The following is a 16,421-nucleotide window of genomic DNA, read 5'->3' as shown; positions in this document are numbered from 1 at the left end:
CCTATGCATTCCATACGCCTTCGGCAGCGGTTTTCCGGGCATAGTCTGAGAAGTCCCGTGGCGCGTGGCCCAGGGCACGTTGCACCCCATCGGTGAGATGGGCATTCCGGCCATCCAGTACTTCAGCAAATAAATAGGTGACCAGCCAGATGAAATCATCGGGGATGTTGTATTCAACGAGCATGGCTTTGTACGCTTCCATGGGTATCGCCTGGTATTGAATTGGCCTGCCTGCGGCTTTGGCTATTTCTCCCACAGCTTCTTCAAAGGTCATCAGGCGGGGACCGGTAAGTTCGTATAGCTGGCCGTTATGGTTTTCCGTGGTAAGCGCCGCAATGACTACGTCTGCAATATCGTCCACATCCACAAATGGCTCTGCAACGTTTCCGGCCGGAAGCGCTACATGGCCGGCCAGCAGCGGATCTAAAAGATAACCCTCACTAAAATTCTGGCTAAACCAGGCGCACCTGAGAATGGTCCAGCTGGTTCCGCTGTTCATAATGATCTGCTCGCATGCCTGCGCTTCTTTTTCTCCGCGGCCCGACAGCAATACTATTTTCTTAATGTCGTTTTTCACCGCTGTTTGGGTAAATGAACGTACCGTATCTACTGCTCCGGGTATCGCCAGGTCGGGGTGATAGCTGAGATATACGGCGTCAATACCCTGTAAAGCAGGTTCCCAGGTGGATGTATCTTCCCAGTCGAAAGCAGGACTGGCAGAGCGTGATCCGATACGTACGGGCCAGCCCTTTTCTGTGAGTTGTGCTGCTACCCTGCTGCCGGTTTTACCGGTGCCGCCTAATACGAGTACTGTTTGTTTGGTAGTATTTGCTGTTTTCATGATCTATTTTTTCTCAAAGCTACTATGGCGGTTACCCGGAAAATAGAACAAAACCGACACCGCGATATTTTCTTCTTACTTCAGCAATTCAAACTCCTTGCTGGTAATGGTCAGCACCGTACCATGCCGGATGCCCTGCGGCATAGATAATTTGTCCGATACATCCGTCCATGTTTTCAGATCAGTAGATTCCACTGCACCATAACGGTGCTGGGTATACTTATCGAAATACACGATCCACTTACCGGCGGTATGCAGTGCCGTAGGGCCTTCTGCCCAGTAAGGCCCGGTAATAGGCGCAGAAGGCTTCCCATAGCCACCGGTTAACGTGTTGCTGACTGTTGTGCGGATATTTTTCTGTGGCGGTGTTTTGGTTTCATCTTTCAGGAACATAATAAACCGGCCCTGGTCAGGAACAATACTCGCGTCTATCACATTAAAGCCCTGGTCGTATAATAATTTCGCCGGGCTGAAATGCTGGAAATCTTTTGTGGTAACATAATACAGCCGGTGGTTATACTTTTCGTCGCCGGTGGAATCACCGGCGGGGAACCGGCCGGGGATTGTGGTGGCCCAATAGATCATATATTCCTTACGCCGGGCATCGTAAGTAATTTCAGGCGCCCAGCAGTTTAAGGCGCCCGGTTCATGCGCCATCACGGGGATATCCCTTTGCCCGGACCAATGCACCAGGTCGGCCGATGAAGCATAGCCGATGCTTTTCTCCTTCCAGCTCACGGTCCATACCATATGAAACCGGCCATCGGCGCCACGGATAATGCAGGGGTCCCGCATCAGCTTATCCACTCCGGCGGTGGGCGTGAGCACAGACTGGTCGTTGTTCAGTGCCTGCCAGGTATAACCATCCCGGCTATACGCCAGGTGCAGCCCATCCTGCCCATTGTCTTTAAAATAGGCAAACAGGTATACGGCATCCTGTGCGGTGGCGTTATGCAGGAGTCCTGCTAAAAAAATAAAAACAAGTAATTTCTTCATAAAAGACGGATCAACCTTAAATATACATGCAACGATTCGTTTTTCGCAGCCCCGGTACCCTGGCAACAAGGCTTTTTTCAGGCGGCGGGTCTATTATTTCTGTCAACTTATTATATTTACCCTCGATTATCCAACCGCTGCTATCCCGAACTGCTCATGAAAAAAACGATTACTCACGGCAACATGCTCCGTCAGCTGAAGGCTGACCTCGGAGGTAAGGACTCTTACCGGGGGGTTACGCTTACCTATACGTGGCTGGCCAACCAGTTTGGTCACTTTTCACTGGGGTTTATTCCTGCATTCATTTTATACCTGGTGCTGAGGCATCGTATGGAGGAAACGCGCGCTGCACTTACGGCCGCCTGGAGTATCAGTGCCGTTTGGCTGGTATTTGAGGCCATCAACTTCCTGTGGCCTTTGACCTTTGGCAAGAAAGGCGGTGTAAAATCCTACGTATTTCAGCCTGCCTGGGGCAATGTGGCTTTTGATACCATCACGGATCTGTTGTTTTTCTGGCTGGGTGCGTTTTTCTGTTCCCTTTTATGTAAAGATACCATGGTGGCCAGGGCCATCGTAATAGTAACCGCTGCGTTGCTACTCTATCCTACGTATTACTGGTATCTTACCAAAATGTACCTGCAAACGCCGGGCTATCCATTTCAGTTCCGGCTGAGCCAATGGAGCACAGAACAGATTGCCCCCGAAGATATCGACCTGATCAGGCGTTTCCTGGACAGTAAAACACAGGGGATGCATCTTTTCCTGTTTGGGCCGAAGAACAGTGGCAAAACGAGTTTGAGCGTGGCCATCGCTACTGAACTATCCATCCGCCACTATTCGGCGGTGTATACCTCCGCCATGAAGCTTTACTGCATGTTTTATGAACACGACGATGACTCCACCGCCGATGTGCTGTGGACCTGGCGCAAAGCCTCCATCCTGGTGATAGACGATATCAATCCCGGCAACCCGGTGAAAGAAGACCTGATCACGTCCGACCGCTTCCTTAGTTTCGTGGATGGCTCGTCTACCAACGACATTAACAGAACTGCGTTAAAGGATACCAACGTTATCTGGGTGCTGGGCAACGACGACCAGGACCGTAAGCTGTCTGCCACCTGGCAAAACATGTTGCAGAGCATAGGTGTGGAACCGGAAAAAATGCTTTCCCTCAACCTGGAGCGGTATGTACGGAAAAATAAAGCGGCTAAGGCAGAATATGATTTGCAAATGCAAAGCTGATAAGGTGAGTCAGGCTTTTTACCCCGAAACGTTTGTACATCGGTAAGATCCTTTTCTCAATAGCTGACTGCGATACCCCGAACCGGGCGGCAATTTCCTTGAAGGAATAACCTTCCGCCACTAAGGAAAGGGCGTCTTTCTCTTTTTCAGAGATGGCATAATACCGGAACAACTGCTTGTTCAACTCTTCCTCAAACTCGGATTTTTCGGGGCCGTATGCCGCATAGCGCATCACGTTTCCGAATTTAATGCTCTCATTTTTCTGGGAGTGGCCAATGATGCTGGTCACCTTTCCCTGTTCGGTGGTAAATACGCCTACTTTGCTGATCAGGGGTATGGGTGTACCGTTTTTATGGATCTTTTTCAATTCGATGGTAAAGCTGTATTGTTCGTCACCAATAGATTTATTGTGCAGGAACATCAGGGCTTTATCGTTCAGTTCATTGGAAAAAGGGGCATATTCGGGTGCGGTAATATTTACAATGGTGAGCATGCTGATCTCGTTATCTGCATAGCCGAGCAATTCCTCCCAGCCATCAGCATACAACATCTTATTTTCTTTAAACGAGTAGATATAGATGGCTTCATCCGCAAACCGGCGGATCGTATTTTTAAAATGCAAAGCTTCCGGGCTGGTCAGATCAGCCGGAACATCAGTTATAAATCCTTTCGAGTAACTTCCAAACCCCAACTTATCAGGATGCATCTTTTTGATCGTAAAAATAATAAAGAATAGCATAACCTGCGAATTTTCGCAGTTGATTCACTGGCTGCTGCACTATACTTTTGCCCCTGTAATACAATCCTTTGAGGATTAACAAGAAGAATAGCTGATGGCCTTTTATCCGGAGATCCCATCAAAAGCAGACCTGGCAACGGTTTGTATAATGGTGGTATCTCGGTAACACCCCAATATTAGTTTTTAATAGTGTGTCTTAACGTCATTGTTGGTAACCCGGCCCCATTCAATAAATACAATGTTCCCCAGACCGGTGCAGTAATACAGAACTGCACCGGTTTTTTCTGTTTGGAGATATCAATTGTTATTTTACTTTTTTACTCACCATCCGTCCCAGCTCTTTCCCCGCTTTGGCATATGCATCACCAATCCGCATACCGGTAGCGAACTGCCCCTTTCCACCTTTCATATCATTCATCATAATTTTACAGATAGATTTTTTCAGGTCGGCCCGGTCGTATATTTCAACTTCCAGGTTCACGGCCGCCTTCTGCGAAGAAACCGCCACGTTATAGCCTACCTCAATAAATTTTGTCCGCACCACCATTAAATATTTACTGGCGGAATCGGCTGTAAGTTTAATATCGGAGTATTTGGTAAAAAGCTCTGAGAATTCGGGTTCATAATGTTTTTTCCTGTCGGCAAACCAGCTCTCCTCCCACTTGTCGCCGGTTCCCGGCTCTTTAGCTTCCTTTTCTGCTTTTTTTCTTTTGAGATAGTTCGCTTCTTTGCCTTCTGTTCCTACGGTTACTTTATTGTAGTCGAAGGATACGCCCAATTCTGTAACATCCTTCAGGAAATCAAGCTTTCCTTTTACAAGGTCCTGTGCTTTTAATTGGGTTGTTGTGGTCATAGCTGCCACTAAGAGCAGCAGGGTGAAAATTCTTTTCATACGGTAAGGGATCTGTTTTTATCAAAAATATAGGTAGTCCGGCGTGTTATAACCACGCCGGCAGCAAACATAAGTTTTAAAGCGCATTATTCCTTCTCCGCCCGGAAGGAGCCATTAGGCTGGATGGATGTTAACGCCACCACCTTGTCTTTATCATCCCTGATAAACTTCACCTTGTACTCTTTCAGCCCCTGAATACGGAAGGTACTACCGTCGATAGCCTCCAGCGTATACACTGGTTGCCCGGGCACTATCATAGTAAGTACCTGCTTATCCGACAGTTTGATCTGGATCGGCATGGAGGCCATTTTATAAGCGCCTACAAACGGCGCCAGCGAGGCGGCAGATAATACCACCTGTTGTGGTACGCGCTCAAATATAACCGGGTCGCCGGACGGATCATAGGCAAAACTCAGCCGGTCGATATCCCCGCTGTTATTCATCAGGAATTGTACTCTCATGTTCGACTTGTACTTTACGTCAATCGCCGTATCTGCGGCATCGTAAGGAGAGAAAATGTTATAGTCTTCCTGGTTAAGGTACCAGGTCACGTCGGGGAATGTGGCAAACAGGGAATCTCTCTTTACAGAAATATCAAAGTTACCATAAGCATCATTCTTAAACACCCCGGCGAATGCCGCTACCGGGTGTGTAGCAGGATGCGCCCTGGAGGCTGAATCCCGGTGAGGCGCGGGATCCTCGTCCTTTTTACCGGGTTTAGCTTTAGGACTGGTCGCAGCTGCAATGCCCAGCAGCCGGTCGGTGATCAGGTTGGTCACCTTAGTGGGAATAGCAGAATTATTCTGATTGCTCAGCACCACGATGCCAATACTATCTGTTGGGTAAAAGGTAGTCAATGCCGTGAAGCCATCTATATTCCCGCCGTGCTCCACGCGGTAATGACCACGATAAGAAAGCAGCATCCAGCCAAGTCCGTAATTGGCAAACTGGATATACGGTGTTTTTGTATCCGGTTCTCCGCCAGGAATCACCATCTGGGAAGAAATGGCTTCTTTCACGTAGTCTGCCGGGATGATTTCCTTCCCGTTATACTTCCCGCCATGGATCCAGGTGATCAGCCACTTCGACATATCCGTTACCGTGCTGTTGATAGCTCCGGCGGGACCCATTGCTACTATAGGGTGATACTTCATTTCATTAATGCCTTTCTCCCTGCTGAACTCATATCCGTGTGAGCGCTCTTCTTCAGCGGTGAGGGCAATAGTACCGATAGAAGATTCCCTCATGCCCAGCGGTTGAAAAACGCGGCTGGCAATGTTCTGTTCCCACGATTGCCCCGTTAACCGCTCTACCACCATTCCCTGTACCATAAACATAAAGTTGTTGTACTGCCAACGGGCGCGCAAAGGCGCATTGGGCTTCATATAATGGATGCGTTTCAGCAGCGAGTCCCGCGAATCCGTTTCAAAAAGATACCATGCAAGGTCGTAACGCGAAAAGCCGGTACGGTGGCACATCATATCACGTAAAGTAACCTGGGTATTGAGATAGCTATCCGAAAAATCCAGTGCGGGCAGGTAAGTGGTAGCCGGTTTATCAAAATCAACCTTCCCCTCTTTCCGCAAATCGCCGAGCAATGTGCTGGTAAATGCTTTGGTGCAGGAGCCGATGGCAAAACGGGTGTGCTCCGTCACCGGTAATTTACGGGTCATATCCCGGCAACCAAAGCCCTTTGAAAATATTACCTTATCTTTTTCCACCACCGCCACGGCAAAGCCGGCGCCCTGCGCTTCCTGCAGGATATCCGTCAGCGCAGCGTCTATCTTTTCAAGTTTATTATTTTTGGCGGGAGTTTGAGCAGTGGCCACTGCTGCAAAAATTAAACAACACAGGCAGGAGATCCACCTGTTAATTCTAGGTACTGTCATCGGGTTACTTTATTACCGTATAAGATTACAGTAAATAACCGGATTTAACAAACGCCTGCAACGAATCTCCGGACAATGACTATTTTTATGATCTATGACTCTTCCTGCTATCAAAACGGTCCTTGTTCTTGGCGCGAATTCCGATGTGGCCAAAGAAGCGATATTATTATACCTGGAAAAAGGCTATCATGTTATAGCTGCTTCTCGCAGCACCGCCGACATCGCATCGTTTATGAAAGCCAGGAAGGCAGCCGCTGGGCAACTGACCATCTGCTACTTTGATGCCACCGCTTTTAACGATCACGCCGGGTTCTATGCCGGACTGCCGGCTAAACCCCACATCGTGGTATACGCCGCGGGTTTCCAGGTTACCAATGAACAGGCGCTGGTGGATTGGGAAGGCAGTTACCGGATGATCAACGTGCACTATGCCGGCGCGCTGTCTATTCTTAATCTCCTTATTTCGGATCCCGGAAACGATCACCTGGAAAGGATTATCGGGCTATCGTCGCTATCCGGCGTACGCGGGCGCAAAAGCAACTTTGTATACGGCAGCACCAAGGCTGCCTTCACACAGTATCTTGCAGGACTGCGGCAATACCTGTTCCCGAGGAAAATTATTGTTAATGTAATTATAGCAGGATATATCCGCAGCAAAATGACAGCAGGGCTTAACCTTCCCGAATATTTACTGATGGAGCCTTCTTTTATTGCAAAGACTATCGTCAACGCTGGTAACCGTTTTGCCATTGTGCCGGGCGCCAAATGGAAAATCATTTACCAGGTGCTGAAGTATATGCCGGAAAGACTGGCAGCCCGGCTGCCTTAATGCACCGGTGCCTGAAGCCGCCCACCCAGGGACTGCTATTAACCGCCACAGGCATCTCCCGGTACAATAAATTTGAATTTCTGTAAAAATGACCGATATTAGATATCAGGAAAAGAAGCCCCAGAAGACGAGTAACTCCAAATCAATACCCCAATAACCTCAATTAAAGACGGGGCTCTCCGTGTATTCAAATCAACCCCAAAAAAAGATCATGGAAGCACTTGAAAAAATCTTCTTTGTAAATGTAGGCGCTGATGGCACCTTTGCCGATTCAGGTCACCTGTCCACTACCCCGGCTGATGTAGAACAGATCTTTAGCTTCCTCGAAGAAAAAGATATCGAAAAACTGCTGATCTATTTTCATGGGGGATTAGTCAGCGAAAAAAGCGGGCTGAAAGCCGCTGCCGTCATGAAAGAACACTTTGCCGACGCGGCAGCAAAAAGGCATACCGTGGCCTTTGTATGGGAAACCGGTCCCGCTGAAGTAGTGATGCAAAACCTCAAAAACCTGAAGGAACTTACGGGGAAAGGTGTGTTCGATGAGATCGTGAAATTCGTCACCAAACTGGTCGCCAAAAAACTAGGTCTGGATGATGCCAAAGGCGGAGGCACCTACCTCAGCGATGAAACCATTGCCATAGAAAAACAAAAGATCGCGCCTTTTGAAGACCTCGACAGGTCCCTGGACGCCCGCGGCGGCACTCCGCTTGAAATAGATGAGGACGATGAAAACTACAGCACCTACTACGCTAAACTGGAAACAGAAGCCAAGGGGCTCGTCAGCGCCGAAGGATCGGAAGAACTCAAATATGAACAGGCCGAAGGCGATGAAGTGGCCAGGGGCGGAATGCTGTTTGTGGCCAAAGTAGTAGCGCAGATAGCCTTCGCCGTATTAAAACGCTACTTTAAAAAAACGCACCACGACTTCTACCCCACTATTATGGAAGAAGCCTTCAGAAAATTGTACCTGGATAAAATCGGCGGATGGGGCTGGAAACAGATCAAAGATAAATCCGGCAATATGTTCAACAGCAACAGCGGCGTAACCGGCAACAACCTGCATGCCGGTACGCACTTCCTCTCCCTGCTGGATACGCACCTGCAAAAAAGAAAGGCCGCCGGGAAAAAGCTGGATATAGAACTCATAGGCCACAGTGCCGGCGCTATTGCCGTATGCAATTTGCTGGAAGCCACTACCAATCATTTCAATGCCGTAACCTATAACAACGTTTTCTTCCTCGCCCCTGCCTGCAGAACAGACTTCTTCCTCCAGAAAGGAAGCCCCGCGCAGGAAAAAGGCGTGTTTAAACATTTTAAGATGTTTACCATGGATGAAAGCAACGAGAAAAAGGATCATTGCATTCCTTTCGCTTACACCCATTCCCTGCTATACATGGTGTCCGGTCTGTTTGAAGAAGAAGTGGATGCAAAAATTATGGGGCTGCATGAACAACTGAAAGCAACCGGCCGCTATGAAGACTTCGATGAACTAAAAAAACTGAATCAATATATCAGCAATAATAAACTGATCCTCTCCACCGATCTCGAAAATGCGGACGAAAGCCTGCGATGCAGCTCTCTTAAACACGGCGATTTTGATAACGACACACTCACTTTAACCGCTATTCTAAAAAGCATATAAACCATGGAATATGCAATTATAATAGGTATTGACCATTATGATAAAAGGGCACTCTCCGGGGCGGTAGCCGATGCAGAGGCATTTGCAAAATTCCTGACCGACATGCAGCTCGTTTCTAACCCCGATAACATCAAATTACTGAAATCCGATGCCAGCAACCAGATCGTGATTGGCTATGAAATTGATAGTGCCATAGAAGCTATTACAGAAAATGCGAAAGCGCACAGGAACGAAACCAATCGCATCTATTTCTATTTTTCTGGTCACGGTATCGGCAATACCTTTAACAATACGGCACTGTGCATGCGGTTCTGGCCCAAAATGATTAATCACTGTATCTCCAGCCTGGATTACCTCACCGGGCTAATCAACAAGGGGATCTTTGATGAAGTGCTGCTGTTCCTCGACTGCTGCCGGGAAAACGACACCATGATAAAAGGTTTGCCTCCTATCGGCGACTGGCAGAATAAAGTGGGTGAACGCGTACCCAGGGTATTGGTTTGCAATTCTACCATCTACGGGAAATTAAGCTATGAAGTATCTATCGACTCCAACCAGAAAAGAGGCGCCTTTACCTCTTTTCTCATTGAAAGCCTGAAAGGCGATGCCGATATCAACAACAGTGGTAAAATTACCGCGCTGGACCTGAAACAGCATATAGAAACCAATTTTCCCACGTATGCCCTGAAATATAACAAAATCCAGAACGGCAGCGCCTCCACCGACAATGGCGGCGATAACATCGTAATCTGCGAAGTAAAAAAACTGGAAGAAGCCTACAACTTCGAGATTACTTTCAACCGCAATTCCAATGTAACCCTCTATAATAAAAACGCCGACAAACTGCGTACAGCCGATGTAGTTACCGGCGAGAAATGGCACTACAAACTGGAAAAAGGAAATTATGTTTTACTGGACAATGTAAGTGGTGAACAAAAAACGATCATCAACTTCTCTGAAAATACTGTGGGTTATGAACAATTCTGATGTTAAATTCCATATTACCGTAGCTTTCAATCAACCTGTGGAGGGACTGCACCTCATACTCGTAAACGGCGATCTGCAGATCATTTACGCCGGGTATACTGCTGAACTGGACATGTTTGTGGACAAAGGCATCTACCGCCTGAAAGTAAACCTTATCGACTACTACCAGGAATACCTCCTCATTGTAGATGCCGATAAAACATTTCACTTCGACTTTGACTATCCTTCCGTTGCGCCCATCTTATCTTTTAAAGCCACGCATGATTACTTATGCAAAAACCTCGAAGCAGCCAGCCTGCAATCCACCAACCCGGATACGCCGGACCGGCCCAGCTTCCTGTTCTTTGGCGCCAAATACGATAAAAACACTTTCCCGGAACTGGTTCCTGTCAACCTGCTTACCAGCTACTCCATCCTCAGCAGTACCAATGATACACTGATTGAATTCAACGCCGATAACACCCGCTTCAATAATGAAGAAGGCTGGTTCATCTTTTCCGGCAAACTGGAGAATGGTTTGTACTTCCTGAAAGCCAATGGTACGGAGGATCCCAGGATCTTCCCTTTCTATATATATGATCACTATCAAACGCAGTTCTTTATCCGCTATCACAATAAAGCGGATATGGAGAATTGCTTCTTCTTCTATTCCAACAAACAATCATTCAGCAGGGATGCAGAAGAATACCTGGTGCTGGACAAAATCATGTATGCGTTCAAAGATTATAAAAATTTCCAGCAACTCACCGACAGCGATCACCTTATCATCCGGGAGCATCCTTTCCTGGTATCACTGGTCCGCGCCCTGCAAATACTGGCTACCGGCGAAAGTACGGACTTTACAGATGACGCATTTCTGCCGCTCCCCGATCTTGAACTGCTGACGGGCAACAAACAGCTCTTTGAATTAAATAATCTTTTGCCGGTACTTTCCGCCGTGATGACCCGGTTTGCCGTTAATGAAAATAATGGCGGGATTAATTTTGAGCAGGAACTACTGGTGGATATGGTAATCGATTACGTTAAATATGATCTTTACTGGAATAATTTTTCACAGATAGATGCACCTTACAGCAACCTCACCGGCTTCATGAACCGTTTAGACGAGCTTACGAGAAGCTTTATTACACATCCTTACATCATTAACGTTAAAGGGAATACCTACCAGGAACGGCTGATCCAGGCCGTTACCCGCCTCATTGCCACCAACCAGACAAAGGAAGCCATCAAGCTGCTGACAAGAGCAGATAGCATTTCCACGATCGCGCAGCAATTAAATTTACCTACCAGCCAGGTATTCCGCAACTTTGATACTTACAACGATATTTATAATAAGATGAAGCCCATGCAATGAGTGACATTTATCTTATTAAGACATAATAATTTCCAGGATCCCTTCATTTTCTATGATCATCATACCATGACGGTCAGTAGTAATGCCGGCTTCCAGCTGGTAAGTATACCTGGGAACAGTTCCTTCCATCACCGTTGGCAGGTAAGCAAACTGCAGGTTATCGCATCGCTTTTTTAAGGTTTCCCCCACCTCAATAATATGAGTGGAGATAATAAAGAAAGAATTCCTGTATTGCGAAAAGGCTTCCGTTACCGCCAGGGTGGCATCGTACGCATCTTTTACATTGGTACCTTTAAATAATTCGTCGAAGATGACTACCAGGTTCTTTCTCTGACTCACTTCTGCTGCTACATTTTTTACACGCATTACCTCCGCATAAAAATGACTGTACCCCAAACTCAAACTATCCGGTACATTAATAGAGGTATATAAACCATCCCTTACCGCAAACCTCATAGCAGTAGCGGCAACCGGGAATCCCATATGCGCCAGGTACACTGCAATACCAAAAGATTTCATCAGTGTGGACTTGCCGGCCATATTAGCGCCGGTGAGGAACATCACGTTCCGGTCGCGGTGAAGGGACACGGGATTAGGCACGCCACTGTCCAGCCCCGGATGCCGGAGCCCTTCTACCTGCATTAAATGATCCGCTGCCGGCAACGCCGTTGCATAGGAGAAATTCTTTTCCCTTGCCACCTGGCTTACTGCGATGTAAACGTCCAGCAGGTAAATATTTTCCAGGATGATATCCATTTCCTTTCGCAGGGTGTTACGCAGCAGGAAATCGTACCGGGCCACTTTCATCAGCGGTAACTGTGTTACGCCTTTCTCTTCTGCAAGCCACTTTAACCGGGGGCTGGAAAAAATACCCAGCAACATTTTTACCTGTTCATGAAAAGGATGCTGGTTATCATCCATACGGCCCAACAATTCTTTCAATGCGTTTAATGCGGCAATGCAGGCGAGCAGCCCGTTGTGCAGGATGTCAAACTGGTCGTCCCGCAACAACGACTGCCAGATCTTCTTTCTCACGGTAATAATGATCGCTGACACGCTGTTGCCGGCGGTTTCCATGCCCAGGTAGTTTTCCGCTGCCCGGAAGGAGCCGTTCTGAAAAGGGAATTCCAGCTGCTTTTCCTGGAAATACCGGAATGTGCCGCTGCGGCGGTTGATTTCTTCCGGCGTGGTAAGCGGATGCTGGAACATGGATTCCAGTAACCGTTCCCCGCCAGCGGTGCGCACTTTATTAAAAATACTGTAAATGGAATGCGATTTATATTTACCCAGCAGGTTCAGGTCGTCCAATGTTTGTTTATCGGCAATGAAGCTCATGTTTTATCTTTTAGTTCATGTTGAAATACCTGCCCGGAGCATATCCAGGATGCCCTCATTATTGATGATGATCATACCATGGCGGTCGTCTGTAATACCGTTTTCCAGCTTATACGTATACACGGGTTTGTTCCCATCCATACGTGTAGGCAGGTAAATAAAATGAACGTTGTCGCAGGCTTGCTTTAATACCTCTCCCGCCTCAATGATATGCGTGGAAATTACAAACAGGCTGTTACGTTTGGTAGCAAAGGCTTTGGTAATGGCAATAGTGGCTTCGTAAGCGTCTTTTACGTTGGTACCACGGAACATTTCATCAAAAACGATCAGCAGGTTTTTACCCTGACTAAGTTCATGCGCTATCTTTTTCACACGCAATACCTCCGCATAGAAATGACTGGCGCCCATTCCCAAATTATCCGGAAGGTTTATAGTAGTATAGATGCCATCCAGCACGGAAAATTCCATGCGGGTGGCCGGCACCGGGAAACCCATATGCGCCAGGAACAGCGCAATACTCAGCGATTTCATAAAAGTAGACTTTCCGGCCATGTTAGCGCCTGTCAGGAAAATAACATTGCCTTCCGGTGTTATCCCGATGGTATTGGCAACAGCATTGGGCACCTGCGGGTGATACACGCCTTCCAGTGTCACCGTTAACCGGCTTGGAGGTAAGGCTACCGGGAATACAAATCCCCGTTCCTTTGCCACCTTTGCAATCGCTATGTACACATCGAGATAATAGATATGCCGCAGCAGTTTCATAATAATGTCCCGGTGGCGGAAACGGAAAATACCGTCAAAAGCAGCCATTGTAGCGGCAGGCAGCTTGTCTTTCCCTTCGTGCGTGATCACCGGGTTCAGTGCGGGATCTGTCAGCAGCGCACCTATAGCAGCTTTCTCCGTGTTATAATAAGGCATTCCGGCTACTGCCGGTGAATGAATAAAATCGTTCAGCCCTTTTATCAGCCGTGTAAGCGCTACCACTCCTTTCCGGATCTGAACAGCATCTGCATCAGGTGCAATAAAACTGCTGAGCTTTTTGGTGACCGCATGATCTTCCGTGGTGAGCCTGGTCCGTTCATCCGTATTACCGAGATAAGGTTCTGCCGCATCAAAGAGGGTGTTCTCAAACGGGAACATGGTTTCTTTTGCCGCAAAATGCTGAATGATACCACTGCGGCGGTTAATCAATTTCTCATCTGATAGCGGGTACTGGAACATCTCATCCAGTACCGCCGCACCACCCCTCGTGATGCAGCGGTTAAAGATATGGAAGATGGAATCTCCGCCATGTTTGCCAAAGATGTTAAGATCTTCCAGTGTTTGTTTATCTGTAGTAAATAACATAAAGTTTTATTTCCGCTTACGTCTGATCAGCAATATGGCGCCAAAGGCGATCAGGATTCCGGGCATCACCCATAGGTATACTATCTTCAGCAGGTCCACATCATCCAGCGATACTTTTACCCGGTTGTCTTCCGCCTCCGGGCGGTGCGTATCAATCGGGAACTCTTTGTAATCCAGCCAGCTGAATAATGCCGTGATGAAAGGGAAGTTAGCGGTTTCCACATCGAACCTGTTCAGGTTGGTGTTATTCATAAAATCGGCATCGCCGGATACAATGATGCGTTGTTCTTTTCCGTTCACTTTACGGGTCATGCTGATCATCACCGGTAATGCTTTTTTCTCATCTCCGGCAGCCGCATCATATACAATCTGTGCAGAATCCAGCACCAATGCAGTTTTTCTTAACCAGCTCTTTTTTGCGTCGGTAACCAGCAATGGTTCAACAGTGAAGGAACTACCGCTGTAAGTAAGACCGGTAACGCCCGGCATCGCCACTTTCAGGCTGTCTTTCACCGTTTTGGCTACATTGGCTGATAAAGATACCGCCAGCGGCGTTAATTCCGGCAATACAACATCCGGTGTAAGATCTTTGCTGGGCTGGGCTATCACGCCTTCCATCATTTGTACACCGAGCTTTTGCAAAACAGGATTCAGCACCGTTTGTTTGCCTGGCTCGCCGGCAATGAGCAGGTTGCCTCCGTTATCGATGTACTGTTCCAGTTTGGCTAGTGAGGCCGGACTAAGGGTTGTTTTTGGATCTGCCAGTACCAGGGCGGTGATGCCTTCCGGAATATCGCGTGAATCCAGTGAAATAGTATCTGAATCGAAGCCCTGATTAATGAATGAATACCGGAATGTTTTGGTATTGGTGATGGTCATATATTCCCGGGCCCCTATTTTATAAATATCCCTTTCCAGGTTACCGGTTACAAACAGAATTTTTGGGAGTTTAGCCTGCAGTAAACGCTTGAAAGCGGCGGAAACCTCTGTTTCACTCGGCCATACCTGCTGATCGTCAAATACCCGCAGAAAAGTAGAACGGCCTTTGTACTTTAACTGCATCACATACCTGTTTAATTCCGGCTCCAGGTCAATTATCTTCCTGATCTCTTCGGGTGTTTTAAATTGGGACACCTTCATTCCCAGCCCGCGTATGGACTGTTCGGCGGCCTCTTTGACGGTTTTATTGGGATACATCTTAGAAAACGGGAACTGTGGATTATCCAGCGGTTCTGCATAGTAGTGCACAAACCGGAAACTGATATCCGGCTTGAAACGGGTGTACAGGTCCCAATTGTCCAGCAACCTGTTGCGCTCCTGGGGTATGCCCAGCCACACATACCTGCTCAATGCATTGTTATAAGTGATCACTTCCAGTGGTTCATCTCCCAGCTCTTTAATAATCCGCTGGGCATTGGGGGTAAGCGTTTGTTGCTGGTGAACCGTAGTATCTGTATATAAAGTAAAAGCAGGGCGGGAACTAATATACCCTATTGCCAGTCCGATTACCACTACTACCACATATCTCATTGTTTTCACCATAAATGGTTTGGATTCCATACCTGATTTCAGCTTGAAATAAGTGAACCCGATAAACATAAAGATGATGACGAGGAAATATATGACGTCTTTACTGCTGATTAAACCGAATAACATTTTCTGTGTACGTCCCTGGATGGACAGGAAATAGGTGAGATCCCGTACAAACTCGATTCCCTGCCACATGGTACCGATGAAGCTGAGGATGCCGATCATCACAAAAGTACATACTGCCGCCACCACCTGGTAAGTTGTTAAACTGGACATAAATAGCCCAATGGCAGCATACGTGCAGAGTAACAGGAAAAGCCCCAGTACGGCAGACAACATGATACCGCTGTCCATTGATTTAATCTGCCACATACCGGCAAAAATAAAAACACTCATGGCGGCAACCATCAGCAGGCTGTAAATGAGCATCGCCAGGTACTTACCGAGCACAATATCCCGTACCTTGATGGGGGAAGAATAGAGCAGCTTAATGGTGCCGCTGCTGGTTTCCCGGCTGATCAATCCCATGGTAAGCAATGGGATGTAGAGATACAGTTTCTGCATTACGTTGCTGAAAACACTGTTATCACCGGAAAAGATCCTGATGGTGAGGCTATCCATGTATCTTAACTGCTCACCGCCCATTTCCTGCATGCCGGCAAAGCTTTGTAACTGGAGGAAATAAGCGATACCGCATTGAACAAAAAAGGCAACCAGTAAAAACCAGGCAATGGGAGAATAGAACAGGACCCGCAGTTCTGTTTTTGCAATTCTGAATATTGTCTTCATTAAATA

Annotated in this window: 13 protein-coding genes; 5 read left to right on the top strand and 8 right to left on the bottom strand. The window is 47.4% G+C overall.

Translation table 11 applies throughout. The features are described from left to right. Window position 1 precedes the first annotated feature (1 nt). On the bottom strand, window positions 2-841 hold the full coding sequence (locus tag AB6805_RS22560) for an NAD(P)H-binding protein (protein ID WP_370911711.1): 840 nt from the start codon (window positions 839-841) through the stop codon (window positions 2-4). A 75-nt stretch (window positions 842-916) separates the two neighbouring features. Further along, entirely contained in the window at window positions 917-1,837 is a 921-nt protein-coding gene (locus AB6805_RS22555; protein ID WP_370911710.1) for a glycoside hydrolase family 43 protein, read from the bottom strand. A 156-nt stretch (window positions 1,838-1,993) separates the two neighbouring features. On the opposite strand from AB6805_RS22555, the gene AB6805_RS22550 reads away from it, so the two are divergent. Then, entirely contained in the window at window positions 1,994-3,079 is a 1,086-nt protein-coding gene (locus tag AB6805_RS22550; RefSeq protein WP_370911709.1) for an ATP-binding protein, read from the top strand. Here the strand turns inward: AB6805_RS22550 and AB6805_RS22545 are convergent. The 3 genes from AB6805_RS22545 to AB6805_RS22535 form a co-directional block, all read right to left on the bottom strand. Further along, window positions 3,045-3,818, bottom strand: a complete 774-nt coding sequence (locus tag AB6805_RS22545) for a LuxR C-terminal-related transcriptional regulator (RefSeq protein WP_370911708.1) — start codon at window positions 3,816-3,818, stop codon at window positions 3,045-3,047. The genes AB6805_RS22550 and AB6805_RS22545 overlap by 35 nt on opposite strands. A 304-nt stretch (window positions 3,819-4,122) precedes the next feature. Continuing rightward, complete coding sequence (locus AB6805_RS22540; RefSeq protein ID WP_370911707.1) at window positions 4,123-4,710, bottom strand: hypothetical protein; 588 nt, start codon at window positions 4,708-4,710, stop codon at window positions 4,123-4,125. A gap of 86 nt (window positions 4,711-4,796) precedes the next feature. Continuing rightward, the gene (locus tag AB6805_RS22535; RefSeq protein WP_370911706.1) at window positions 4,797-6,599 is read right to left on the bottom strand and encodes a serine hydrolase; all 1,803 of its coding nucleotides are present in this window, start codon (window positions 6,597-6,599) and stop codon (window positions 4,797-4,799) included. Between the two features lie 94 nt (window positions 6,600-6,693). Here AB6805_RS22535 and AB6805_RS22530 point away from each other — a divergent pair, with 94 nt between their 5' ends. From AB6805_RS22530 to AB6805_RS22515, 4 genes are all read left to right on the top strand, one after another. Beyond that, a complete protein-coding gene (locus AB6805_RS22530) occupies window positions 6,694-7,428 on the top strand; it encodes an SDR family NAD(P)-dependent oxidoreductase (RefSeq protein ID WP_370911705.1) in 735 nt (244 codons plus the stop codon). Window positions 7,429-7,639: 211 nt separating this feature from the next. Then, the gene (locus AB6805_RS22525) at window positions 7,640-9,070 is read left to right on the top strand and encodes a hypothetical protein (protein ID WP_370911704.1); all 1,431 of its coding nucleotides are present in this window, start codon (window positions 7,640-7,642) and stop codon (window positions 9,068-9,070) included. A 3-nt stretch (window positions 9,071-9,073) separates the two neighbouring features. Continuing rightward, window positions 9,074-10,057 carry a caspase domain-containing protein gene (locus tag AB6805_RS22520; protein WP_370911703.1) on the top strand — a complete coding sequence of 328 codons (984 nt, stop codon included), beginning with the start codon at window positions 9,074-9,076 and terminating at the stop codon, window positions 10,055-10,057. After that, entirely contained in the window at window positions 10,044-11,411 is a 1,368-nt protein-coding gene (locus AB6805_RS22515) for a hypothetical protein (RefSeq protein WP_370911702.1), read from the top strand. Before AB6805_RS22520 ends, AB6805_RS22515 begins: the two co-directional genes overlap by 14 nt. 15 nt (window positions 11,412-11,426) lie before the next feature. Here the strand turns inward: AB6805_RS22515 and AB6805_RS22510 are convergent, their stop codons facing one another. From AB6805_RS22510 to AB6805_RS22500, 3 genes are read right to left on the bottom strand one after another with little or no spacing between them, the layout of a single operon-like run. Then, on the bottom strand, window positions 11,427-12,746 hold the full coding sequence (locus tag AB6805_RS22510) for a DNA mismatch repair protein (RefSeq protein WP_370911701.1): 1,320 nt from the start codon (window positions 12,744-12,746) through the stop codon (window positions 11,427-11,429). Between the two features lie 15 nt (window positions 12,747-12,761). Further along, a complete protein-coding gene (locus AB6805_RS22505; RefSeq protein ID WP_370911700.1) occupies window positions 12,762-14,096 on the bottom strand; it encodes a DNA mismatch repair protein in 1,335 nt (444 codons plus the stop codon). A gap of 6 nt (window positions 14,097-14,102) precedes the next feature. Continuing rightward, on the bottom strand, window positions 14,103-16,415 hold the full coding sequence (locus tag AB6805_RS22500; RefSeq protein WP_370911699.1) for a Gldg family protein: 2,313 nt from the start codon (window positions 16,413-16,415) through the stop codon (window positions 14,103-14,105). Between the last annotated feature and the right edge of the window lie 6 nt (window positions 16,416-16,421).

It is taken from the genome of Chitinophaga sp. RCC_12 (assembly GCF_041360695.1).
Lineage (GTDB): Bacteria > Bacteroidota > Bacteroidia > Chitinophagales > Chitinophagaceae > Chitinophaga.
This window is presented reverse-complemented; position numbering and strand designations above follow the sequence as displayed.